The organism is Brevibacillus panacihumi (assembly GCF_003710985.1).
Classification (GTDB): Bacteria; Bacillota; Bacilli; order Brevibacillales; family Brevibacillaceae; genus Brevibacillus; species Brevibacillus panacihumi.
Map to the genome: position 1 here is coordinate 1 of NZ_RHHT01000059.1, position 23,967 is coordinate 23,967.

23 protein-coding genes are annotated in these 23,967 nt (G+C 54.4%); 1 reads left to right on the plus strand and 22 read right to left on the minus strand.

All coding sequences use genetic code 11. The annotated features are described in order from the left end of the window. Positions 1 to 760 precede the first annotated feature (760 nt). The 15 genes from eutC to EDM58_RS21490 all read right to left on the minus strand — a co-directional run bounded on the left by eutC (position 761) and on the right by EDM58_RS21490 (position 13,378). Positions 761 to 1,642, minus strand: a complete 882-nt coding sequence (gene eutC / locus EDM58_RS21420; RefSeq protein ID WP_122915139.1) for an ethanolamine ammonia-lyase subunit EutC — start codon at positions 1,640 to 1,642, stop codon at positions 761 to 763. A gap of 18 nt (positions 1,643 to 1,660) precedes the next feature. Continuing rightward, a complete protein-coding gene (locus EDM58_RS21425) occupies positions 1,661 to 3,022 on the minus strand; it encodes an ethanolamine ammonia-lyase subunit EutB (protein ID WP_122915140.1) in 1,362 nt (453 codons plus the stop codon). A gap of 18 nt (positions 3,023 to 3,040) precedes the next feature. Beyond that, a complete protein-coding gene (locus EDM58_RS21430) occupies positions 3,041 to 4,501 on the minus strand; it encodes an ethanolamine ammonia-lyase reactivating factor EutA (protein WP_122915141.1) in 1,461 nt (486 codons plus the stop codon). A 147-nt stretch (positions 4,502 to 4,648) separates the two neighbouring features. After that, on the minus strand, positions 4,649 to 5,245 hold the full coding sequence (locus EDM58_RS21435; protein WP_425455633.1) for an ANTAR domain-containing response regulator: 597 nt from the start codon (positions 5,243 to 5,245) through the stop codon (positions 4,649 to 4,651). Beyond that, a complete protein-coding gene (locus EDM58_RS21440) occupies positions 5,208 to 6,671 on the minus strand; it encodes a sensor histidine kinase (protein ID WP_122915143.1) in 1,464 nt (487 codons plus the stop codon). Before EDM58_RS21440 ends, EDM58_RS21435 begins: the two co-directional genes overlap by 38 nt. Positions 6,672 to 6,740: 69 nt before the next feature. Beyond that, the gene (locus EDM58_RS21445; protein WP_122915144.1) at positions 6,741 to 7,184 is read right to left on the minus strand and encodes a EutP/PduV family microcompartment system protein; all 444 of its coding nucleotides are present in this window, start codon (positions 7,182 to 7,184) and stop codon (positions 6,741 to 6,743) included. Then, positions 7,181 to 7,522: an ethanolamine utilization microcompartment protein EutS gene (gene eutS, locus EDM58_RS21450; RefSeq protein ID WP_023559270.1), complete on the minus strand. Its 342-nt coding sequence runs from the start codon at positions 7,520 to 7,522 to the stop codon at positions 7,181 to 7,183. Before eutS ends, EDM58_RS21445 begins: the two co-directional genes overlap by 4 nt. A 3-nt stretch (positions 7,523 to 7,525) precedes the next feature. Beyond that, on the minus strand, positions 7,526 to 7,810 hold the full coding sequence (locus tag EDM58_RS21455; protein ID WP_122915145.1) for a EutN/CcmL family microcompartment protein: 285 nt from the start codon (positions 7,808 to 7,810) through the stop codon (positions 7,526 to 7,528). 4 nt (positions 7,811 to 7,814) lie between these two features. Next, on the minus strand, positions 7,815 to 8,633 hold the full coding sequence (locus EDM58_RS21460) for a hypothetical protein (protein WP_122915159.1): 819 nt from the start codon (positions 8,631 to 8,633) through the stop codon (positions 7,815 to 7,817). A gap of 14 nt (positions 8,634 to 8,647) precedes the next feature. Next, positions 8,648 to 9,427 carry a phosphate propanoyltransferase gene (pduL, locus tag EDM58_RS21465; protein WP_122915146.1) on the minus strand — a complete coding sequence of 260 codons (780 nt, stop codon included), beginning with the start codon at positions 9,425 to 9,427 and terminating at the stop codon, positions 8,648 to 8,650. A 6-nt stretch (positions 9,428 to 9,433) separates the two neighbouring features. Beyond that, a complete protein-coding gene (locus tag EDM58_RS21470) occupies positions 9,434 to 9,721 on the minus strand; it encodes a BMC domain-containing protein (RefSeq protein WP_122915147.1) in 288 nt (95 codons plus the stop codon). A gap of 22 nt (positions 9,722 to 9,743) precedes the next feature. Beyond that, on the minus strand, positions 9,744 to 11,246 hold the full coding sequence (locus EDM58_RS21475) for an acetaldehyde dehydrogenase (acetylating) (protein ID WP_122915148.1): 1,503 nt from the start codon (positions 11,244 to 11,246) through the stop codon (positions 9,744 to 9,746). Beyond that, a complete protein-coding gene (locus EDM58_RS21480) occupies positions 11,243 to 11,644 on the minus strand; it encodes a BMC domain-containing protein (protein ID WP_122915149.1) in 402 nt (133 codons plus the stop codon). The genes EDM58_RS21475 and EDM58_RS21480 overlap by 4 nt, the downstream gene beginning before the upstream one ends. A 27-nt stretch (positions 11,645 to 11,671) precedes the next feature. Further along, a complete protein-coding gene (gene eutL / locus EDM58_RS21485; protein ID WP_122915150.1) occupies positions 11,672 to 12,322 on the minus strand; it encodes an ethanolamine utilization microcompartment protein EutL in 651 nt (216 codons plus the stop codon). Positions 12,323 to 12,472: 150 nt separating this feature from the next. After that, complete coding sequence (locus tag EDM58_RS21490) at positions 12,473 to 13,378, minus strand: LysR family transcriptional regulator (protein WP_122915151.1); 906 nt, start codon at positions 13,376 to 13,378, stop codon at positions 12,473 to 12,475. A 128-nt stretch (positions 13,379 to 13,506) separates the two neighbouring features. On the opposite strand from EDM58_RS21490, the gene EDM58_RS21495 reads away from it, so the two are divergent. Continuing rightward, a complete protein-coding gene (locus EDM58_RS21495) occupies positions 13,507 to 14,550 on the plus strand; it encodes a YeiH family protein (RefSeq protein ID WP_122915152.1) in 1,044 nt (347 codons plus the stop codon). Between the two features lie 62 nt (positions 14,551 to 14,612). On the opposite strand, the gene EDM58_RS21500 is transcribed toward EDM58_RS21495, so the two are convergent. The 7 genes from EDM58_RS21500 to cshA all read right to left on the minus strand — a co-directional run bounded on the left by EDM58_RS21500 (position 14,613) and on the right by cshA (position 23,575). Beyond that, a complete protein-coding gene (locus EDM58_RS21500; RefSeq protein WP_023559260.1) occupies positions 14,613 to 14,870 on the minus strand; it encodes an HPr family phosphocarrier protein in 258 nt (85 codons plus the stop codon). Positions 14,871 to 14,882: 12 nt separating this feature from the next. Beyond that, on the minus strand, positions 14,883 to 16,610 hold the full coding sequence (ptsP, locus tag EDM58_RS21505; RefSeq protein WP_122915153.1) for a phosphoenolpyruvate--protein phosphotransferase: 1,728 nt from the start codon (positions 16,608 to 16,610) through the stop codon (positions 14,883 to 14,885). 45 nt (positions 16,611 to 16,655) lie between these two features. Then, positions 16,656 to 17,798 (minus strand): mannitol-1-phosphate 5-dehydrogenase, encoded by a 1,143-nt coding sequence (locus tag EDM58_RS21510; RefSeq protein ID WP_122915154.1) that lies wholly within the window; start codon positions 17,796 to 17,798, stop codon positions 16,656 to 16,658. Positions 17,799 to 17,801: 3 nt separating this feature from the next. Next, positions 17,802 to 18,236 carry a PTS mannitol transporter subunit IIA gene (locus EDM58_RS21515; protein WP_122915155.1) on the minus strand — a complete coding sequence of 145 codons (435 nt, stop codon included), beginning with the start codon at positions 18,234 to 18,236 and terminating at the stop codon, positions 17,802 to 17,804. Between the two features lie 2 nt (positions 18,237 to 18,238). Next, positions 18,239 to 20,350 carry a BglG family transcription antiterminator gene (locus tag EDM58_RS21520; RefSeq protein WP_122915156.1) on the minus strand — a complete coding sequence of 704 codons (2,112 nt, stop codon included), beginning with the start codon at positions 20,348 to 20,350 and terminating at the stop codon, positions 18,239 to 18,241. Between the two features lie 80 nt (positions 20,351 to 20,430). Then, the gene (locus EDM58_RS21525) at positions 20,431 to 21,855 is read right to left on the minus strand and encodes a PTS mannitol transporter subunit IIBC (RefSeq protein ID WP_122915157.1); all 1,425 of its coding nucleotides are present in this window, start codon (positions 21,853 to 21,855) and stop codon (positions 20,431 to 20,433) included. Between the two features lie 187 nt (positions 21,856 to 22,042). Further along, positions 22,043 to 23,575, minus strand: a complete 1,533-nt coding sequence (gene cshA, locus EDM58_RS21530) for a degradosome RNA helicase CshA (RefSeq protein WP_122915158.1) — start codon at positions 23,573 to 23,575, stop codon at positions 22,043 to 22,045. Positions 23,576 to 23,967 lie beyond the last annotated feature (392 nt).

Here is a 23,967-nt window from a genome sequence, read left to right on the forward strand (position 1 = left end):
TCTCCTCCTTGTCCATCCACTGATGGTCCCTTTAACGAAGCGGCAGGATTCACTTTATGTTACGGTCCGCTGATTTGCTCGCTCCCTTACGGGATACTTTGTCACAGGGCTTCAACCTTAGGATCTCTCCACCAGTTGCCTGTCAGCTACGAGGCGACTTGGCTCTTACCTCGGTTGGACTTTCACCAACTAGCAATTAACGGCTTGCTGGGCGCGCTGGACGCTAAAACCGGTTCCGCCTTTTCCGCTCCGGCTTAGTCAAGATCCCAAATGCCTTCCGCTTTTTTCCCTTTTTCCTCTCCCAACCTTTTCAGGTCCCCAAGCAAAAACCCCAATTGAAGAGCCCTGCAAAAAAGGGTCTTTCACGAAAAAAAGCAGCCCTTTCTCCTTCTAAGAGGCTGGCTGCATTTCGAAATAAGCACTTCATTGAATCCCGCAGTACCTCAGGAAGGAGTACTGGGGTTCAGCCTGTTGAAAATCTGCTGTTCCGGAGGAGAAGCATGTTTCCAGGCGGAGCGACTAGCGGAGTCCAGCCTAGCGGAACAGCGAATCCCGGGGAGACAGAAGCGCAACCTATGAGTAAACTTCGGAGCTGCGCGCCGTTTTGCTCTTCCCCCGGGATCGCTGTGGAGCGGACAGTTTCACTCCCTTGTGGGACGCAGACCGGAGCGCAGATCGGAAACATGCTTCTCCCCACTACAGCTACATTCTCGACACCTCTAACCCCAGTACTAAGAGTACTGGGGTACGGAGCCTCGGTTCACAAGACCAGTTTCACACCACTTGCTTTTTGCTCCAGCATTTTGCTCAATATCGTGCCGATGTGGGCCCCCGCTTCGATCGGGGAGGTTCCCTTTGCGTGAATATTGGAGATGACCGTGCGCTCTGACTCCACGATTCCCTTGCGCGGACGATAGCACATATAGGCGCTCATGGAGTGGGCGGTGACGAGGCCGGGTCTTTCCCCGATCAGCAGCACCAGCACCTCGGGCTGCAGCAGTTCTCCGATGTGATCCATGCTGGCAACCCGGCCTCCTTTGACAAAAAACGGCGTTCCACAGCTCAGTCCGTAGCTTTGCAAAGAATCGAGGAGCGAAGGCAGCACATCGCGCAGATTCGCGTCGATCGCACTCGCGCTCAGGCCATCCGAGACGACGATCTGCACCTGCGGCCTCATCTGGCAGCGTTCCTGCAGCAGGCGAACTCCTTCCTCGTTCAAAATTCGCCCCATGTCCGGACGCTTCAAATAGTTCTCCGTATTATCGTACTGCGTCTCCACCGTAAACAGGGAAAATTCTTCCAGCAGCGCCTGATCCACCTCGCCGTACACGGCGTCTACTGCCGCCGCATGGTCGCGCCGCAGCTGCAGCATCGTGCGGGTCAAGGGCCTCACACCTGTTCGCCATACCCCGATACGTGCAGGCGTGCTCTCCAGAAGCTCCAGCAGTCCCTCCTCCCACTTTGGATGGGGAACGTTCGCCGTTCTCTCCGGTTCTTCTTCTGCTATGTCGGCAAAAACTGCTGATTCCTGCACTGCCAACGCAGGTTCTGCTTGTACGGGTGTCTGCTTGCTCATTTCCGCCAGTTTTTTCTGCAGTTCCGCTACAACCTTGTCTACCAGGACATCCAATTGCTGTTCCATTCGTGCCACCACCTCCTTTTACATGAAGATCGTCGGATCGCCGGCTAAGGCAGTCAGCTTGCCGTTCTCCATGATTCCCATCTTCTCCAGCCACTTCTCAAAAGCGGGAGCCGGCCGCAATCCCATGACCTCGCGGAACGCGGCAATATCGTGAAAGCTGGTCGACTGATAATTCAGCATCACATCGTCCGCCATCGCGACGCCGATAACGAAATTGACACCGGCAGCGGAAAGCAGGATTCCCAGATTGTCCATGTCGTTCTGATCGACTTTCATGTGATTGGTGTAGCAGACGTCGCACCCCATCGGCAATCCATGCATTTTGCCCATGTAGTGATCCTCCAGCCCTGCCCGAATGACTTGCCTGCTGTCGTACAAATACTCGGGTCCGATAAAGCCGACAACCGTATTGACGATAAACGGATTATATTTTCTGGCCAATCCGTAGCAGCGCGACTCCATGGTCAATTGATCGATGCCGTGATGAGCTTCTGCAGAAAGCTCGGAGCCTTGCCCGGTCTCGAAATACCAGTAGTTCGGCCCGGTAGATGTCCCTTCCTTTCTGATCAGGTCATCCGCCTCGTCCAGCAGGGCGACATCAATCCCGAATGCCCGGTTTCCATCCTCGCTCCCCGCCAGACTTTGAAAAATCATGTCTGCAGGCGCCCCCTGCCGAATCGCCCGCATCTGCGTAGTGACATGGGCCAACACACAGTTCTGCGTCGGAATATCCCATTTGTTCATCACTTCTTTGGTCATCAACAAGATGTCCTTCACACTGTCTGCCGTATCGATGACCGGATTGATGCCGATCACCGCGTCTCCGCTCCCGTAGCTCAAGCCCTCGTAGATCGCGGCCTTGATCCCTTGCACATGGTCTGCAGGATGATTGGGCTGCACTCTGGCAGCTAGGACACCAGGCTGACCAATCGCGATATTGCAGTGGGTGATATTGCGAATCTTGGCGGCGGCTGTAATCAAGTCTAGGTTGCTCATCAGCTTGGCGCTGGCGGCGATCATCTCGCTGCTCAACCCTCGACTGATTCGCTTCAGCTCACTGTCCGTCGCTTCGTGACTCAGAATATATTCGCGCAGCTCTGCGACACTCCAATTCTGAATTTCCCGGAAGATTTTCTCGTTGATTCCCTCTTCGATCACACGCGATACCTCGTCCTTTTCTGCCGGCAGCAGCGGATGGTTGCGTATGTCGGACAGTGTGAGGTCGGACAGCACCTGTTTGGCGGCCACCCGCTCGCGGGAATCGCCAGCCGCAATCCCCGCCAATTGATCGCCTGACTTTTCCTCGTTTGCTTTTGCAAAAACTTCCTTCAGATCGCGGAACTGATAGGTTTCTCCCAGTACCCTCGTCTTTAAATTCATCGCATCCACCCCTCTTTCTTACATCCGTTCGTCAAAAGCGAGTGTCTTGACTACAACGGGAATAATCGTTCCCGATATCGGCTCTCCCAGGTCGATGTAATCGCCGTACTCCACCCGCACCTGGTCGATGCAGATGATTTCAGGCGCCCCTTTGCAGCGCAGGAAAAGCGCCTGTCCCAGCGCTTTCGCCATATCCGTCTCACAGATGACGACCATCGTTTTGCTTTGGGGAAAATTTTTTCTGTACGCATCTGCCAGCTCCTGGGCGATCCGCTGCAGCAGTGCATACGAGCAGTAGCCGATCCCCGATAGCGCTAGGGCAAATGGGATGGCTGCGGAAGAACCGAACAGACGCAAACCAAGTTCATACACACTGGTTGCCTCCTGGTGCAGTCTGACCGGATTTTCCCACTCCTCGCGGGCAAGCTCCAGCTTCAGGATCGGCAGGTTTTTGATCGGCAGCAGCTCCGGCTTGATGTGGACAGTGGAGCCGCTAATCTCTGTGCTTTGCATGCCTGCGCCAATCACCGTGGCGCGAACCGTCTGTTCCGGCTCGATCCAGCGAAACGGATACGTCTCGCGCTCCCTCGCCTGCCGCAGCACCTGGCCCAGCATCGGTCCAAAATCGCCATAGCGGCTCACTTCCGCCAGATTCCGTACCGGTTCAGCCTGCATCAACGCTCCGACGCCGCCAGATATGGACAACTCTTCCACCGGGATGACTTCCCGCATGTGCGGCCCGGATACGAGCAAGCCGGAAATTTGCCGTTCCCTCCCCGTGAGGTAATCCAGCATGCTTTGGCTCATCTGCAGCGCGATTTCTTGAATCTGGGCGTATGTTGCCGTCTCTCCTGCCCGAACTGACAGTCCCTTTGCTGTCAGCCACGAGGTGATGTTTGGAGAAACATACGAGACGGCCCCCCTTTCATCGAGGCGAATCAGACGCCCGCCTACATGAAAGGTGACAGTAGCAATCGCTTTTCCCCGATAAAAGAAAACTGCGTTTGCCGTTCCTCCGCCGATATCCACATTGACGACGTTTCCGGCTATAGCTTGAGAGCGTTTTTGGGCGCCGGCCCCTTTTCCCGCCAGAACCCCTTCCAGGTCGGCTCCCGCGGTCGCCACGACGAAATCGCCTGACCGCTCTGCCAAAAGATGGACGATATGCTGGGCATTCTTTTTGCTCGCCGTCTCGCCGGTGATGATCACTGCGCCTGATTTGATCTCGGACAGGCTGATCCCGGCCTTTTGGTACTCGTCCTTCAGGATGGCTCCGATCCTCTCTGCATCGATCTCATCGAAACCGATCAGCGGCGTCGTATGGACCGGACTGGCATAGAGCAGCTGCCTTTCCACGATCTGAAACCGTGGCAGTGAAAACGTGCTGGACATCCGCCCCAGCCGCAGCCTGCTGACGATCATTTTGGTGGTGCTGGTCCCCACGTCAATACCGACGCTTTTGATCCACTGCTCCTCCATACACGCCTCCTCTCCGCCGTTCGGATTCCTTCCAGAAATAAAAAGGATGCTCGAACATCCGCATGCATGCGCATTCGGATCAACTCAAGCATCCTTGCCCGGCAGTTTCTTCACTTTTCCTTCACACCAATAAAATACAGCCAAAAATCAAGCAAGAGGCTCGATTGGATGCTCATCCGCCAATATTTCCTGGGCGAGCTTCGCCAGCGGCACGCGTCTTTGCATGCTCACCTGCTGCATCCACCTGTAGGCGGCTCCTTCCTCCAGCGACAACTGTCCCATGAGCTTCCCCTTGGCCTTCTCGACTGCTTTGCGGTCCTCGATTTTTTGCTTCAATTCCACGATATCCCGTTTGAGCGACGCTTCCTTCTCTTTCTGGCTCAAGGCAATTTCGACCGCGGGAAAAAGATCCTCCTCCGAAATCGGCTTGACGAGATAGGCCGTCACCCCTGCCTTGCGCGCATCCTGGATCAACTCTCTTTGGCTGTACGCCGTCAATAAGAGAATCGAGCTGTCCGAAAAGGAACGGATTATCTGGCTCGCCTTGACGCCGTTTAACACAGGCATTTTGACATCCATGATGATCAGATCCGGCTTGTGGCGATGAGCGAGGGACACCGCTTCTTCTCCGTTCTTGGCCTCGGCCACGACCAGATAGCCTTCGTTTTCCAGCATCTCACGCAAATCCATACGAATGACCGGCTCATCATCCACGACCATAATCCTCGGCTGTGTCATCTGCATCCTCCTTATGTATCGGATAGAGAATGGTAACCTCCGTACCGTTGCCTGTATTGCGAAAGTGGATCGTACCCTCGAGGTCTTCCTGGACGAGGGTTTCCACTATCTTCAACCCCAAATGCCCCTTTTCCCAAATATGCTGCATATCCGCCATCCCGATCCCGTCATCAGTGACGGAGAGACTCACAAAATTCTCTTTGGGAACAAGCTCGATGGCGATGACGCCCTCCTGTCGCTCCGTGAACGCGTGGATCATGCAGTTCTGCACCAGCTCCGTCACGATTAAGGCGAAAGAGGTCGCTTTGTTTGACGGCAGATAAAATGATTCGCCCGTGATGAGGACCTGTATTGACTGTTCGGAGCGCCTCATGGAAGAGACGATAATTTTGGATATTTTTGTCAAAATCTCTTTGAAGTCGATTTTGTCCAGCCCATCGTGGGCGAGATATTCATGGATGATTGCGATGCTGTTGATTCGATTGATGCTCTCCCGATACACCTTTTCCAATTCCGGAGACGAGGAACGCCTCATCTGCAGACGCAAAAGGCTGGAGATCGTCTGCAAATTGTTTTTAACCCTGTGATGAATCTCCTTGATGACGGCTGACTTGATCATCAGCTGCTTTTCTTTTTCCCGAATATCCGAGATGTCCCGCAGCAAGATAATCCCGCCGATGATGTCCGGCTTGCGTGCTGCCGAGACAGCTTTCATCATGATGAAATTCCTCCCGCGCGCCAGCTCTTCCTGGACGTAGCCACCGTGTCGGACGAAATACTCCGGAGAGACGCGCCAGGCGAAGATTTCCTCGATCCCCACTCCTTTATTCGGGGGCTCAAAACCGATCTGCTGCAATAATTCATGTGCTCGCTCGTTGGCGTAGGTGATCCTCCCCGTCTGATCGAACAGGATCATCCCCTCGTGCATCAGCGAGGTGATGGGCATGTCGGGAACAGCAAACTGAATCAGGGTTTCACTCAGATGTTCTGTCGTTTCCTTGAGCATTTCCACGTTTTTTTCCTGTTCGACCTGCTTGGAAATGTCTTGCTCGGTGATCAAAGTGCCGATGGTCTCGCCCCTGCCATTCTGGATTGGCACCACGTTCTGCCGCATGACGACCTGCTCTTGGGAGACGCCACGCGAACCAATGACCGCTTTTCCTGTCGACAGGCAATACATGACTGCTGGCTCGTTGCCCGCTGTAGCCAGCTGACCCACGACGGACCCGCTGTACAGCGAGCGCGCCGTCGATGGCGAAGCCTGAGCCACGACCAATGCAGAGCTGTGGTCCGCTGTGGGGCAATCGATAAACATGTCTGATTGCGACAGATCGGCGAAAATCTGCAGTTTGGAAGCCAAATCCTCCAGAATGCGGATATCCTCCTCACGCAAGGTAGTGGCTGATAGACAGAGTTCTCGTAATGATTGCATAGGCTCCTCTCTTTTCCCAGGGGTGTATTGTCACAATTTTCCCACAAATACTCCCCAACGAAAAGAGGTTTACGGCTTGCAATGGGCCTGCAAAAAGCTGCGCAGCTCCTCTACTCCCTCCAGCGTGTGAGCCGACGTGCCAAAGATCCTCGCACCGCCGATGGACTGGCGCAAAAATGCTTCCGCACGCTTTACATCTGCTGCCGGATGGTCAACTTTGGTGATGACCCCGATGCACGCATGGGGAAATCCCTGCGAAAAACCAGGCGGGAAGTAATTCCGGTCGCGGGTCGCGTCCTGCACCATGACAATCATTCCCGCTTCGAGCGCGGTTGCCATCAGCGTGCGGTAAAACATCGGATTCTCACTGTATTCGCCAGGCGTGTCGATCACCCAATCCGCGTATTCCAAGGCCTGCGTTTTCCGCGCCGGCTGGTCCTTTTGCAGCAAGGCCTTGATCAGCGAGGATTTGCCCGCTTCGATCGCGCCAATCACCATCACTCGCTTGCTCATGATTTCGTGACCAGCGCCGGAGTGAAGCGCAGCTTTTCGTTTAATACGCGGTTGACAGCCTCCACCGCCATCTCTACCGCTGCTACATCCCCCACGACGATCAATGATCCTGTAAAGCGGTCGAGGAAGCCCAGCTCCACATCCGCAGCCTTCGTGGCGATATCAGCGGCAATGATCGCTGTCTCGGTCGGCGTCAGGGTGAGGATTCCAATCGCTCCCGCCTCGTTGATCCCCAGCTTGGTATAGAGCATCGCATCGGGATTGGCGATGACGTGCGCGAGCGTCACCTGTTTGCCCGGTACGAATTCCTGAATCACCCGCGAACGTTCCTGTTCCATCCGCTATTCCTCCTCCACTGCTCCCGGAACCTCGAACGAGTCGACGATCCCGACGATTACCGCATCGATCGGAACATGGTTGTTGGCAAAAAGAATCCGGGCTGGCGTACCGCGGGAAACGATGACCTGCTCTCCGATCCCGGCGCCGATTCGGTCTGCGGCGATGACGGTCTGACCCCCGTCCCGGCCGCGCCAGTCAATGGGTTGAACCACCATCAGCTTGAGGTTTTCCATGCCTGTTTCCTTTTGCGTGGCCCAGACACTGCCAATTACTTTTCCCAAAAACATCGGATCACCCTTTTCCCAGCGTGCGGACCGTAATGCTGCGTTCACGCAAAGCATCATAGGCCAATGGAGAAATGATCGTCCCTTTTTTCACCTGCAAGACCGTCTCGCGAAGCTGGGGCTGCGCATACACCCAATCAGCCGTTAACAGCCTACCGGAGTATACTGCTTCCCCCTCGTCCACTTGCTCACTTCCAGTTGCCTGCTGTGATTTTCCTTCGACCTTCCATCTATCCTTCAGCCTCGCAATCACCCGCTCGGCCAATCGCTTCTGCTCCGCAAACTCTACTCCGAGCTCTTGCAATCGCCCGACATGCTGGCGGAACAATTGCTCATAGGCGGGAGGCAATGCCAAGGTCTGCAGCGTGCGCCGATCTGCGCGTTTCAAGCCTGGCGAGTCTGCGCCGACCACGACAAATTTGCCTGTCACCAGCGCCGAAAAGACGATTTCTGCCTTGATCGTCCCCTTTAACCCCGTAGCGATCCTTGCCGCATTGTCCAGATCGATTTCTGGAATCACAATGCCGTCGTAATTCGCCGGGACCTCCAGGGGAGCAGGAGCGTATTCGTCTGCGGCGAGGATTTTTCCCGCCCCTCCGCACTCGATCTGATGCATTCCCAGCCAGGAGGATGTTTCTCCGTCCAAAAAGAGAATGTCATGGCAGATTCCGTATTTTTTTAATTGAATAAAGTGATCTCCATATGCCTCGTGCGCCTGACTGTCGCAAAACACATACAGGACGCGCGGTGCCTTCTCCTGCTCTTCTCGGTACTGCGCTTGCAGGATTTCCTTCGCGATGGCCTCGACCATTTCCCGGATGTTGATTGTCATCTCATCTATCACCTCCGATAGTCGGAGTAAAACCGGCCGTTTTTCCCGATCACCTTTACCCGGTCTCCTGTCTTGACATTGGCGGCATTGCCTTCATCCAGATCGACGTGAAAGTCGAGGGCAAAGCGCGGATCGACGCGGACGATGACATCCGGGTACACGATCGGACGGTCTGTTTGTGTCTCCAAAATAAGCGTGTCGCCATCCTGCACCTGGAACTGCTGGGCCTCCTGTACAGACATGTGCACATGCCGTTTGGCTACGATAACGCCTTTTTCCAGTACGACCGTGCCTCTGCCTGTCACCATGACCAGACCCGGCGTTCCTTCGATGTCGCCCGACATGCGCAGCGGGGCCGCTACCCCGAGCACGTACCCGTCGGTTCGGGATATTTCCACCTGTGTCTGTGTACGTGCCGGACCGAGAATCCGGACGCCGTGAATACTGCCTTTGGGTCCGACGAGCGTGACGGTCTCCTCGCAAGCAAACTGTCCGGGTTGGGAGAGCTCGCGCATGGGAGTCAGCGAGTGTCCCTTGCCAAACAGCCTCTCCACATGCTCGAGCGACAAATGAACATGCCGATTGGATACCCCGAGAGGAATTTCCCTGGGCGTCTGGACAGCGAGCTCCTCCTCCGGCTGTTCCTCGAAAGCTTTCACCTGAATCCCCCTCCCCCGCAAAAAGTCTGCCGCTGCCGGTGTCAAGATGTCCCCTTTTCCCAGAAAAAACGGGGTCGGGATGCCTGTTTTCTGCATGGCTCGCAAAGCGGACTCCGTGATCAAAGACATCTGGAATTACCCTTCCAGTTTGGGCAGAATCAGCTCGATATCGCTGTGCGGACGTGGAATCACATGTACGGACACCAGTTCTCCTACCTTTTCCGCTGCCGCTGCCCCTGCGTCGGTGGATGCCTTCACTGCTCCGACATCGCCGCGAACCATGACGGTCACCAGCCCTCCGCCGACATGCACCTTGCCGATCAGCTTGACGTTGGCAGCCTTCACCATGGCGTCTGCCGCTTCTACCGCTCCTACCAGCCCTTTTGTTTCCACCATTCCCAGTGCGGACATTTCTCCTGCCATTTTCGTTTCCTCCTTTGATTTGCTATCCTCTCATCTCCGCCAAAACGGATTGGATAATATTTTTGATTTCTTCCCGGTTGATCGTGATGTTCATCCCGGACAGGGCCTGCAAGACAGCCTCCTGCACCGGTTCCTGACCAGCTGGGACGCTGCCTTCCGCTTGCGGCGTCTGCGGCATTTCCCGGACTCCAAAAGCCACTCGCTTGATGTTGAAAAGATGCTCGGGACCGATGTTGTCGGACGTGATATTGTTGCCGAGCGCTCCGCAGCCCAGGGTCAGGGACGGTACAATCGCTGTCGTAGCACCGATGCCGCCAAAGGTCGTTCCGGTGTTCACGGCAATCCGCGACGCAGGCATCTCTTTTCCGTACGCCTCAATAACCTGCTGGTCGGCAGCATGAATGCCTGCGGTGTGTCCCAATCCACCCAGCTCCAGCAGTTGCCGGCAGCGCGCAAAACCTGTCTGCGTATCCGGTACGGTGTACATCGCGAGTACCGGAGCCAGCTTTTCGATGGAAAAAGGAGTGGCCTTTCCTACCCTTGTTTCCTCGCCGATCAGTACACGCGTCTCGGGCGGTACGGCAATGCCCGCCATTTGCGCGATGGACGGAGCGGAACGCCCCACCATCTTGGCGTTCAGCGACCCGTTTACCGCTATGACAGCAGCCACCTTTTCTTTTTCCCGCTCATCCAGGAAGTAGGCTCCTTCCCGCTTGAGTGCATCTACCAGCTCCCGCTTGACGCTCTCCTCGACGACCAGAGCCTGTTCCGAGGCGCAAATCGTGCCATAGTCAAAGGTCTTGCTCTGCACGATCCGTCTTGCAGCCGCGTTCAAATCGGCGCTCTGATGGATCAATACCGGGACATTGCCCGGTCCGACACCGTACGCCGGCTTGCCGGAGCTATACGCCGCCTTGACCATCTGCGTTCCCCCTGTAGCAAGAATCAGATCGGTCAGCTTGTGCTTCATCAGCTCCTGAGTTGCTTGCAAGGTTGGAGTGCTGATGCAATGGATCAATCCCGGCGGCGCTCCCGCCTGTTCGGCTGCCTGCGCCATCACCCTGGTCGCTTCCAGCGTACAGCGGGCTGCCGAGGGATGCGGGCTAATGACGATGGCATTTCCCGCCTTTACGGCGATCATCGCCTTGAACATCGCTGTCGAGGTCGGGTTGGTAGACGGGACGATTCCCGCAATGATTCCGACTGGGTGTGCGACCTCCCATACCTGGTTTGCCTCGTCTTTTCCGATGATTCCAACCGTTTTTTGCTCCCGTATGGCGCTGTATACATCTCTTGCTGCGAACAGGTTCTTTGCCTTTTTGTCTGCCACATTGCCAAAGCCGGTTTCTTCCACCGCCATGGCGGCAAGCCGTTCTGCCGCCTCGATCCCTGCACGGGACATCGCTGCCACGATCGCATCGATCTGCTCCTGGCTGTAAGCGGCAAGTTTTTTTTGCGCCTCCTTCGCTTGAGAAAGCGCGGTGCGCACTTCCTGAATGGAGGTGAGATCCACATCTACTATCATGGCTCCTGCTCACCCCCCGTCTCCTTCTGCTGGGCTTGTGCCGGACGATCCCGCTCACCCTTCTTCGCTGCCGCCTTGGATTTCACAGTTGCATCCTCCGCGTTCATGGATAGGGCTGCCAACTGCCTGATCATTTTCGGCACATGTTCGTCAGGGCGGGCGATGACGTGCGAGTGAAGCAGCCTGCCTACCCGTCGCGCTGCATCTGCACCCGCGTCAACGGCTGCCTGGACGGAGGAGACATCTCCGATCACGTATACGGTCACGATTCCCGCATCTACCCCCTCATACGCCACGACCCGGACGTCTGCTGCTTTCGCGGCAGCATCTGCGGCAGCGACCAACGCGGGCAGACCCAGCGTTTCGATCATGCCAAGTGCATATGCTTGAACGCTCATGTCGTTTTCCTCCTGCTACTCTCTCCTCTATCGCTTTACGGGCTGCCGGGCCACACCTCTCACCGTTTCGGCAAACGCTTCTGCCGCTGCGGTGCAGGCCGACTGGCTTCCCGTCAAGAGGGCACCGCCGAAATTGGTCTCTGTAGGCGGTCCGAAAAACTGCACCATCTGTACATCCGCCGCTTTCAAGGCAGCATCGATTCCGACCATCGCTTCCAGTGGGGGCGCGATCAGATACGCGAGCGGCTCACCCAGGGGAATGGACGCCTGAGTGGACAAGTAACTCCCGGTTCTTGAGACGACATGGGCGTAATAGGCATGCGTCCCCTCATCGTTCAGGGCATAAAAACACGAGCCGTGCTCCAAAAACGATACCGCCGCATCCAACCCGCTTTGCACCTCGGACGGCGTCGCTCCTCCGATGATGCCGATGAATTCTCCGGAAAGCGGACCAGAGGCATGGCCGGATCCGGCGTAAAACGATTTGGCATAGACAACTTCGACTGCCGCTTTCTTCGTCGCTTCATCGATGGCGGTATACCCCACATCGTCAATCGTCGAAGTGAAGAGACCCAAGCTCCGAATATGCGGCGCCAGATTCAGTTTTTCTGCGAACTGCGCATCTACATTTGGAATCAGACGCACAGCAAGCGGTGTTGCGCGAATCGGTTTTTCCATGCCTGTCACACTCCCTCCCAACCTCATTTCCAAAACGCAAAAAAAGGCGCCGTAACAACAGGGAACGACCCTATTGCTCTTGGCGCCTTTGCCTTTTGACTGTTCACTTGTCTGATAAAGCGAGAGTATTCTGACACTTTATCTGTCTCTTTACTTTATGACAAGACCGGAAGTTTTGCAAGCGTTTTCCCGAAGCAGCTCCAGAAAAAGCTCCAGAGCCTTGGTCCGAAACAAGTCTGACTGCGTAACGATTGAAAATTTCCTCGTCAACGGCGTTCCCGCCACGGGCAAAATGTGCAGGGTCTTGAGCTTCTGCTCCTTGCGAATCGCCCAATCAGATAAGAGACTAATTCCCAGACCTGCCTCTACGGATTCCTTGATCACCTGTGTGCTCCCGAATTCCATCCGCTTCGACGGTTCGATTTGCAAAAAAAGAAACAATTTTTCCGCCGCTTCCCGTGTCCCGGATCCTTCCTCGCGTACGATCCAGGTCTCCTCCGCAAGCTCCTCTACCCGTACCTCGGATTGCCGTGCAAGTCGATGATCACTCGAGACAATCACGTACATCTGATCGTCGGCAAACGGCTCCACGTTCATTTTATCTCCCACATACTCACTCTCGACGATTCCCACATCCAGCTGCCGGTTGGCTACCTGAGCCGAGATGAAGCGTGAATTATGAATCGTAATGGACGGCGTAATGCGTGGGTACAGCTCCCGCAGGCGGGCAATGACATGCGGCAGCACGTATTCCCCGTAGGTGTAGCTTGCTCCAATCGTCAAATGTCCGCTCGGCGTATACATCAGGTCGTGCACCAGGTTTTGCATGCGCTCGTACATGCCCAAGATCTCTTTGGCATGGTAGTAGACTATCTCCCCTGCCTTGTTCAGCCGAACGTATTTGTTATTGCGCTCCAACAGCTTGCAGCCGAGGGCCTGCTCCAATGATTTGATATACTGGCTCACAGCGGGCTGCGTCATATGCAGGTCTTCGGCAGCCCGGGAAAAATTCTGCCGTTCTGCTACCGCGATCAGCACGCGCAAGAGTTGCTCCATGACCAATCCCTCCTTGCTCCTTCCCCGAATTATAACAATTTACTTATCGTCATTATAGTGATGATTTATTTTTCTTATGCATGATCATCCTTTAAGATAAAGGTAGTAACGGAGGAGGAATGGTAGGTATGGGCACTCAATCGAATCCAGAAGTGGACGTTGCACAAAAACAGGCAGCGGCAACGGTACCATCTCCCCTGCCTTTGTGGCTCGGCGGCATTGCGTTTACGTTTTTGATTGCCTTGCTCGGCTATGGTTTATCCCTTGTCCCTGTCTTTGACCGCGTTGGCCCGTTGGCTTGTTCCATTTTCATCGCTGTCGCCTATCGGCAAATATTCGGTTACCCGGAAGCGCTCCGGCCAGGGATTCAATTTTCAGCCAAACAATTGCTTCGTCTCGCCATCATTTTATACGGATTAAAATTGAATGTAGACGTGATCTTCGCCCAGGGCCTTGGTCTTCTGCTGTACGATGTCGGCGTCATCCTTTTTTCGATCTTGGCCACGCTCTTGATCGCAAAAGCGCTGAAGGCGGACTTCAAGCTTTCCCTGCTGCTCGGGATTGGTACTGGAGTATGTGGAGCTGCAGCCATTGCCGCTGTTTCCCCGATCGTCAGGGCAAAAGACGACGAGACAGCGATCAGCGTGGGCATCATCGCCCTCGTCGGAACGATCTTCGCCGTGATGTACACGATTCTGATGCCATTTTTGCCTGTATCCCCGGTTGATTACGGAATCTGGTCCGGGATGACCTTGCACGAGCTGGCACATGTGGCATTGGCTGCCGCTCCCGCCGGGGAAGATGCTTTGGCGATGGCTTTGCTTGCCAAGCTGGGGCGCGTCCTGCTGCTTGTCCCGCTCTGCCTCGTTCTGGTCTACTTGATGAAGCGAAAAGGGAGCGCAGACGGGGATGCCAAAATTAGTTTCCCCTATTTTCTGCTTGGCTTCCTCGGCATGAGCTTGTTCGGAAGCTACGTGCTGGGTACGTATATCCCGGTCAGTGAATCCTTCCTGACATCGACTGCAACGGCAACGACCTTCATCCTGGCAATGGCCATGGTCGGACTGGGGTTGAACATCAACCTGCGCGACCTGCGCAAAGCATCCCGTCCACTGATTGCCATGTCGATTACTTCGGTGTTGCTTTCCTTCGTTTCGCTGCTCTTGATTTAAACTTCGCAAAAAAAACAGCCTTCTTTCAAAAAGAGGGCTGTTTTTGCTTGAAAACCATTCTTTTATTCCTCTTCCAGCAGCACCTTCTCCAATGCTGCAATAGCCTCGGCTTCATCTACACCGTTTGCGACCAACGAGATTTCGTCACCTTTGGCGATTGCCGAAGCCATGACGCCCATGATGCTTTTTCCGTTGGCTTCCTTCTCGTTCTTCACCAGCTTGATCTCGCTTTTAAAAGTGGTTGCCAGCTTTACAAAGTTGGCAGCAGGTCTGGCATGCAAACCATGCGGGAGTCCCACAACTACTTTTTTCTCAATCATCTGCTCTGCCTCCTAGCTGTTCATGTGGGCAAATCTGTTCGTAACAAAATCCTCTACTTGCTGCGACGTGCTCATCCCAAGAATCAGCGGGATCTCCTTCGCGGCCATTTCCCGGCTGATTCCGCCGATCTGCTGGCGGGCGGGCAAAATGCTGCTGGCGCTCATGCTGAATTCATCCAGCCCCATGCCCAGAAGAATCGGTATGGCGATGGGATCGCCAGCCATTTCCCCGCACATCCCGACCCATTTTCCTTTGGCGTGCCCAGCCTCGATCACCTGGCGAATCAGGCGCAGGACAGCCGGATGATACGGCTGATAAAGGTACGAGACCCGCTCATTCATCCGATCTGCTGCCAGCGTGTACTGGATCAGGTCATTGGTGCCGATGCTGAAAAAGTCCACTTCATCTGCAAAGACGTCTGCCATCATCGCGGCGGCCGGGATCTCGATCATGATTCCGACTTCAAATGGTTTCGAGAGATCGACACCGCTCTTTTGCAAGGCTTCCTTCTCCTCTTCCAACAGGGCCTTGGCCTGACGGAATTCCTCCAGCGTCGCAATCATCGGGAACATGATTTTCAGATTGCCATATACACTGGCACGGAGCAAAGCGCGCAATTGTGTCCGAAACAAATCTTGCTGGTCCAGACAAAGCCGAATCGCTCGAAACCCTAAAAACGGATTCATCTCTTCTGGCATATTCAGATAAGGCAGATGTTTGTCCCCGCCGATGTCCAATGTTCGAATAACGACCGGTTTTCCTTCCATTTTCTCCAGCACTTGCTTATACGCCTGAAATTGCTCTTCTTCTGACGGGAAATCCTCACGTCCCATGTAGAGGAACTCCGTACGAAAAAGTCCCACGCCTTCCGCTCCGTGAGCAATGACCTCTTCCAGATCCTGCGGGCTGCCGATGTTGGCTGCCAGCTCCACATGATGGCCGTCCTGACTGACAGTCTTCCGATCGACGAGCTGTGCCCACTCCGCTTTTTGGCGGTCGTATTCGGCCTGCTTGGCCCGGTACAAAGCGATCTGCTCCTCACTCGGATCGATAATGACCACACCGGCATGTCCGTCTACGATTATTTTGCTTCCCGGCTGTACCGCGCTGGTGATCTCCCGGGTCCCTACGACCGCCGGAATCCCCATCGACCTCGCCATGATTGCGGAATGAGAGGTCCTGCCGCCGATATCCGTGACGAATCCTTTGACATAGCGCCGATCCAGCTGCGCGGTATCTGACGGGGTCAAATCCTTGGCTATCACGATCACTTCTTCCTTCGTTTGACCGGGCATGCCAAGCTCCACTCCAAGCAAATAGGAGAGGACCCGCCTGGTGACGTCTCGTATGTCTGCGGCCCGTTCTCTCATGTATTCGTTGTCCATCTGCTCAAAAATGCTGATAAAGCCCTGTGCCGCATCGTTCAAGGCGGACTCGGCGTTTACCCGTTCTTGCTTAATGGTTGCTGTCACCGTATCTACCAGCTCTGGATCTTCCAGTACCATCAGATGAGCACGGAAAATATCTGCCTGCTCCGGCCCCATCTCCCGTTCCACACGCTCACTGATCTCTTGCAGGTCAGCTTTTGCCTTTTCCAAAGCCTCCTGAAAACGTCTGATTTCCGCGTCCGCATCCTCCACGCTGACGGTCTGCACCTCAAGCTCGGAATTTTGAAGCAATAGTGCGGCTCCAATGACAATACCAGCCGATGCTTTTACTCCTGCGATCTCACGAGACATCTTACTCCCACCTTTCCTGATCTCTCTCCGCCGCCCTCCTGTTCGCTACCGCGATTCCAAATGTCCGAGAATCATCGCTGAAAGCGGGTGCGTAAGCGGTATCCCTGTATATTTTGGCAAAACTTGCTTCCATCCTGCTTGTTGCACATCGGCCTGGATGCGTTGGGCTTCCGAATCCGCCGGATCATCGAAGCGCAAGGCTGCCGCTATCGCCAGCGCGAGGTTTTCCGGGACGATCCCCTTCTCCGCGCATTGCATCGCAGGTCCCACCAGGCGATCCTCCGGGGAAAGCTTGCGGATCGGGTTGCGCGCTACTCGCGTCACCTGGTCGGACAGCAGCGGATTGGCGAAGCGCTGCAAAATTTTTTCCCTGTACTTGACCATCGTCTGCGCATCGAAGCCGTGCTTCTGCACCAGCAATTCTCCGGTCTCGCTCAGTGCGCCGCGAGTGGCCGCCACAATATCCTCGTCCCTCATCGCCTCATCAATCGTCGACTTGCCGCGCAAGTAACCCAGATAAGCCAGGACGGCATGCCCGGTATTGACGGTAAACAGTTTGCGCTCGATGTAGGGCCAGATTTCCGCTACATAAGTGATACCGTTGATGGCCGGCGCTTCCCCGATCACTTGCGATCGGTCCACTACCCACTCGTAGAACGGTTCGACTGTTACTCGGAGCTTGTCGTCATGCTGCTGGATCGGTACGATCCGATCCACTGCCGCATTGGGAAAGCCGATCTGCTTGTCTGCCAGCTTCCGATCAGCCTCCTCGAGATATCGATACACATGCTCCTTCAAGTGCGCACTCCCGCCGATCATATTTTCGCAGGCGATGATGTTTAGCGGCGTAGCACCGGCTTTTGTTCGCAAAGAAATACCTGAAGCAATTGCCTCTGCAATATGCGGCAGGACATGCGGCCCTACGGCAGTCGTGACCAGATCAGCTTGGGCGATCGCCTGGGCGACAGCTTCCTTGTCCCGCCCGCTGATTGCCCGCACCCCGTCAATCACAGAGAACGGCGCACCTTCTGTTGCCAGCTCGACCTCATAAGCCCGCCGGCGATTCAACTCGTCTACCAACTCTTGATTCACATCTACGAACAAGACCTCGTAGCCAGCCTGATGCAAAAGCTGCCCGATAAACCCGCGTCCGATATTGCCCGCGCCAAAATGTACTGCCTGCTTCATGGCCTACAACTCCTTCGCAAACAGGGCCAAAATCTCGTCGGCTGTCGTTGCCCGCGCCGCAATTTTTACATTTTCTTCCTCCGAGCAGATGACGGCAATCTGCGAAAGCACTTCCAGATGGTCATCGCCAGCACCGGCAATTCCAAACAACAGATAGGCTGTATTTCCATCGCCAAAATCGACACCGTCCGGCACCTGCACGACGGAAATGCCTGTTGACTTGATCTGCTCCTTGGACTCGTTGGTGCCATGCGGGATGGCGACACCGCTGCCGATATAGGTAGTAGCCAATTCTTCCCGCTCTTTCATCTTATCCACGTACTCCTCTGTAACATGACCGGCTTTTACCAGCAATTCTCCCGCGAGGCGAATCGCTTCCCACTTGTCATTTGGTTTGGCTTGCAGCATGATTTTTTCTTTTGTCAGTATCGTTGTCATCTCTATCTCTCCAATCCAGTCTTATTCAGGCAAAAGACGAGCAAACGCCTGGCGATCTCGTCGGCTATCGATTTTTCCTCGCTTTTTGCCAGTACAGCCTGCACTTCATCTTCGATCAGCATCGAGCTGATTTCACTTAAGATCTCCAAGCCTTCCTTTCGCATGTCATGAGGACCCAAGAGCAGTAGAATCATCCGAACGGGCATCTCCTGTCCGTCCATGGATCTCAGATAAACGGGTTGACGCAGCTTGTGGACCGTAAAAGAATGCTGTGCCACTTCCTCATACTTCCCGTGAAACAGGGCAAAAGAGGTCCCGGGAATCCCCAACCCACCCAGCCTTTCCCGCTGCAACAGCTTCCTTGTGACAACCTCTTCATCCTGTATCGTTCCACGTCGTTTTAATTCTGAACAAATCTGACGCAGGAGATTGGGAACAGTCTTTAGCTCTCCCGTATTGTCCCACTCATAGACCCGAATTCCAGCCGCCAATTGTGAAGAATAGCCCGTGTACAGATGGAGGTCTTGCAACTGCCGCAGCGAGCTTTTGCTTTCTTTCGCAACGATCCAGGCATGCGAGGCGATATCCTCCATCCCTGCACTACGATAATGCAGATGAGCCTTGATCTTCTCCCGCTCCTCTGGTGTAAGCAAGGGACTGACGATGACGTAATCCTGCCCTGGCAGCGGCAGAGGGATCGTCGAAATAATCACGTCATAATCAGACTTGGGAATTCGGCCTACGTCAAAGGCAGAGAGATTTTTCAGGCTGACGATTTCCGGGATCTCCTTTTTGATGCGCATCGCGAGGATTTGTGATGAGCCAATGCCACTGGAGCAGACGACCAAGGCCCGGTAGCGCTGCCATTCCTGCTTCATGCGTTCTGCTGCGGCACCGATATGCATCACCAGATAGCCGATCTCCTCATCCGGCACCTCCAGATCGGGAAATAAAGCCGCAACAGCCTCCCTGACCACCTCGAACAGCTCCTGGTATTGACTTTGAATCTGCTTTACCAGCGGGTTGCGGATCTCCAGCTTGGCCTGGAGCCGATAGAGCGCAGGCTCCAGATGCATCAGCAGACCGTGATAGAGGGAACGGTCTCTCGCCAGCGGTATGCCCAGACGGTCCTCACAAATCTGAATCAGCCTTTGCGTAGCATCCATCAGTTCCGCGGTAGCTGTACCGAACCAGTCTTCCTGAGAATGGCGCAATTTGGCTCCCCGCAAATGCATCGTGATATAGCCTATCTCCGCAGATGGCATCTGGATCTGAAACAACTCCTCGACCCGGCTCATGATCTTTTGGGCGATTGGGTACTCCGGAGTTTGGGACAATTCCGTCAGCGTTTTCTCGTCAAATGAGATATTCTCTCCTTTTTGCACACGCTCTACGGTCAACGCCAGATGCGTGACCAGACCGATATAGGCGCTGTCAGCCAAGGGATACGGCAGATCATGCTCCAGTTGCACCAAAGCCTTTTCGACCTTAATCAGCTTTTCCTTGTTGATCAGCTCCAGCAGACGCTCGGTCAAGGAATTGGCCGCATGCAGCGTTTTATGCTGGATGTTATCACGTATGAGACCAATCAGCTCATTGTCATCCAGATGATCCGCGATCAAACGGCTGATCATTCTTCGTTTGGCTGATTCCGACCCCAGCAATTCTACCCCGTAGCCTCTCTTTCGCAATAAGGAGAGGTCCATTGGTGCCAGCTTGCCCTCCAGCTCATCCAGGTCGTGGCTGATCGTCGCCTTCGTCACTTTCAGATCGATGGCTAACGTGATCAGCTTGACGGGCTCTGTAGCCTCCAGCAAGGCACAGAGAATCATGAGTTGTCGCTGCTCGACGGTATACGCTGTCGTGGCTTGCGGGAGAACATCCAGGCGAAGCTCCTGCTTCTGCTCATCAGTCCCCCGCAGTTCTACGCCCGACCCAGCTTTTCTTACCAAATCCAGACGGTATTGGCGAAACAAGCGCTCCAGACTGTCCAGCTCCCGGTGAATCGTCCGTGCGCTGACCCTGACCTGCGCCGCGATCCCAGCGACTGTCCAGCTTTTATTCTCTTGCAGCAAAAGTTCGATAATCTCCCTTTGTCGTGCGGATACGCCCACTTTTCCATCCCCTGTTTACCATTCTGGCCCAAGTTAAAGAAAAGAAGGATAACGCTAGCTTTTCACTAGCGTTATTGCCTTTACTTGAGACGAGTAACCAACTTGTCGTACTCTGGACTATTCAAGAAATTTTCGATGGAAATATGCTCCGCTTCAGGCAGCTTCGCTTGCGCACGGCTAGTCAAGGACTTGTGAGTGATGACGATGTCCGCATCGTTGGGAAGGTCATTGATCGCGGTGTTGATGACCGTAATCCCCTCCAATCCAGCCTCTTTGAATTTTTTACGCAGCGTGGCAGCACCCATCGCGCTTGAACCCATCCCTGCATCGCAGGAAAAGACCACTTTTTTTACTTCGGCTGCCGGAGTAGCGGCGACCTTCTCTTCCCCTTTCGCAACCGTTTGCTGATTTCCTTTTAGTTCCTTCATTTTTTCTGTCGCTTGCTCCAATTCGTCTTCATTCTCTTTCCCGCTCATCTTCAACAGGGCGGCCGCAATCAGGAAGGATACGATCGCCGCGCCTGCTACCCCAATCAATACCGGGAGCAGACCGCCTTTAGGGGCCATGGCACCCAGCGCAAAAATGCTTCCCGGAGAAGGAGGAGCGACTAGTCCTGCGCCCAGCAGCGTGAAGAGGAATACCCCAGTCATTCCACCGCCGATCACGGCCAGGATCAAGCGCGGATTCATCAAGATATACGGGAAGTAAATCTCGTGGATACCGCCCAAGAAGTGAATGATTACAGCCCCTGGAGCCGATTGCTTCGCATTGCCTCTGCCGACCAGCCAGTATGCCAGCAGGATTCCCAGTCCTGGACCCGGGTTGGTCTCAAGCAGGAAAAAGATCGATTGTCCCGCTTTCGATGCTTCATCCAGACCGATTGGGCTCAGGATTCCATGGTTGATCGCGTTATTTAAGAACAGGATTTTAGCCGGCTCGATAATGATATTCGCCAATGGGAGCAAACCAGCATTTACGATTCCTTGCACGCCCGCCGCCAATGTGTGGTTCAGTGCTTCTACCACCGGACCGATTGCCGTAAAGGCAAGCAAGGTCAGCAAACCGCCGATGATCCCTGCCGAAAAGTTGTTCACCAGCATTTCAAAGCCCGCGCGGATCTTGCCTTCAAAGAGTCGGTCCACTTGTTTGATGACCCACCCGCCGAGCGGACCCATGATCATTGCACCCATGAACATCGGGATATCCGCACCGACGATGACCCCCATCGTAGCGATCGCTCCTACCACACCGCCTCGAACGTCATGCACTAATTTGCCGCCAGTATATCCGATCAAAAGCGGCAACAGATAGGTGATCATCGGGCTTACGAGTTTTGCCAGGTCTTCATTCGGCTTCCAACCAGTAGGAATAAATATGGCAGTAATAAGTCCCCATGCGATGAACGCCCCGATGTTGGGCATCACCATCGCACTTAGAAAACGCCCAAACTTTTGCACCCGTACTCGTGTACCGCCAGAAGATGCTTGATTATTGACCATTTCCATCCTGAAACCCCCTTTTCTTATATGTTGTTCATTTTTCTTTCTCAAATATAAAGCGTTTACATATGCCTCTCAACTCATTCAAAATGCGAGTTTGTCGCTATTGTTGTTGCCAAAATTGAATAGATGTAAAAAGGCTGACCCTCGAGCAGATGCTACTGCCTGAGGGTCAGCCCCAATTACCTGTTTATTAACGTTGTTTATTATACGATCTGCCGCTGCCTTCTCCGGAACGCGGGCGGGATTCTCCGCTGCGTGGACGGTATTCGCCACTGCGGGGACGATATTCGCCGCCGCCGCGATGTTCACCGCTGCCGCTGCGTGGACGGAAAGGACGCTTTCCGCCTCCATACCCGCCGCCTTGACAGCCTTTACCTTTGTATGGCGCTTTCTTGCGACCGACGCGGATTGGCGCTTCTTCGGTCAAATGGATAGGTGTCGTATCCGGTTCTTTGGTCAGCAGTTTGAGTGCTGCGGATACCAGAGTGACGGAATCTACATCCTCCAGCAATTGCTCTGCAAGGGTCTTATAGGCAGTCAGATTGTCTCTGCCGCTGGCCTCCAGCAGCTTTTCCAAAGCCATGCGCTGCTGCCCTTCCAGGGCCTCAGACATCGACGGCACCGAACGACGCTCCATGCGGCGATTGGTGGCACGCTCGATCAAGCGAAGGTGGTCGATTTCCCGAGGGGTTACGAAGGTGATGGCCAAACCTGTCTTCCCGGCGCGGCCTGTTCGCCCGATCCGGTGAACGTAGCTCTCGGAATCCTGCGGGATGTCGAAGTTGAATACATGTGTGACGCCGCTGATATCCAGACCGCGAGCAGCCACGTCTGTCGCTACCAGCACTTCGATGGTCCCTTCCTTGAACTTGCGCAGCACGCTGTCGCGCTTGGCCTGATTCAAATCGCCATGAATCCCTTCTGCACCATACCCGCGCTTGGTCAATGCTTCGGACAGTTCATCGACTCTGCGCTTGGTTCTGCCAAAGATGATGGCAAGCTCTGGCGAGTGAATATCCAGCAAGCGGCACAGGACGTCGAATTTTTGCTTCTCTGCCACTTCCATGTACTGCTGCTCGATATTGGGTACCGTAACCTCTTTCGCTTTGACGGAAATCATGGTTGGCTCGTTCATGAACTGTTGCGCGATTTCCTGGATCGCACGCGGCATCGTTGCCGAGAACAGCAACGTCTGGCGTTGATCCGGCACTTCCTGAAGAATTTCTTTAATATCGTCGATGAAGCCCATGTTCAGCATTTCGTCGGCTTCATCCAGAACGACGATCTCAATCGCATCCAGGCGAATGGTTCTTCTGCGCATGTGATCCATAAATCGTCCCGGTGTAGCCACGATAATTTGCGGGCGTTTTTTCAACGCCTTGATTTGACGGGTAATATCTTGTCCCCCGTAAATCGGCAGTGCGGAGATATTTTTAAATTGGGCGATTTTGTTAATCTCCTCTGCCACCTGTACAGCCAATTCCCGCGTCGGCGTCAGAACAATCCCCTGAACGTTGCCGCTTTGCTCATCCAGACGCTCCACCAACGGAATCCCGAAAGCAGCCGTTTTTCCTGTACCTGTCTGCGCCTGCCCGATCAGGTCTTTGCCTTCCAACGCTGTGGGGATGGTTTGCACCTGAATCGCCGTCGCTTCTTCAAATCCCATGTTGCCAAGCGCTCGAACGACGGAATGTTGTAATCCAAAGTCATAAAAAGTAGTCAATGCTTTTCAGTCTCCTTTTTTTTAAAACCTCTTCTATAAAATTCTCACTAAAAAAGGGCACTATTCCTTACGATCCGGAACATGCCCTTTATCCCTGATTCTATGTTAGCACCCTAGAAAGAACACAACCGTAATCGTATCATGCCTCTTGGTAAAAAGCAAATGATTGTTCGGGACTGTAGTGAATGAGAGGAAAAAGGGGAAAACGCTCAGGCGGGTTGGGACCTTTGCTGGGGGTCATCCCTGGCCGCCTCCCACTCCAAAGGCGGAACCGCGGCCAAAAGCAGCCGACTTCGAAGAAGTTGTTCAGGGTGTAGAGTAGAGAACTGACGCTTTCTGGCGACCGTTTGGTCGCCTTACTCCTATCAGTTCCCCCTCATCAAACCGTACGT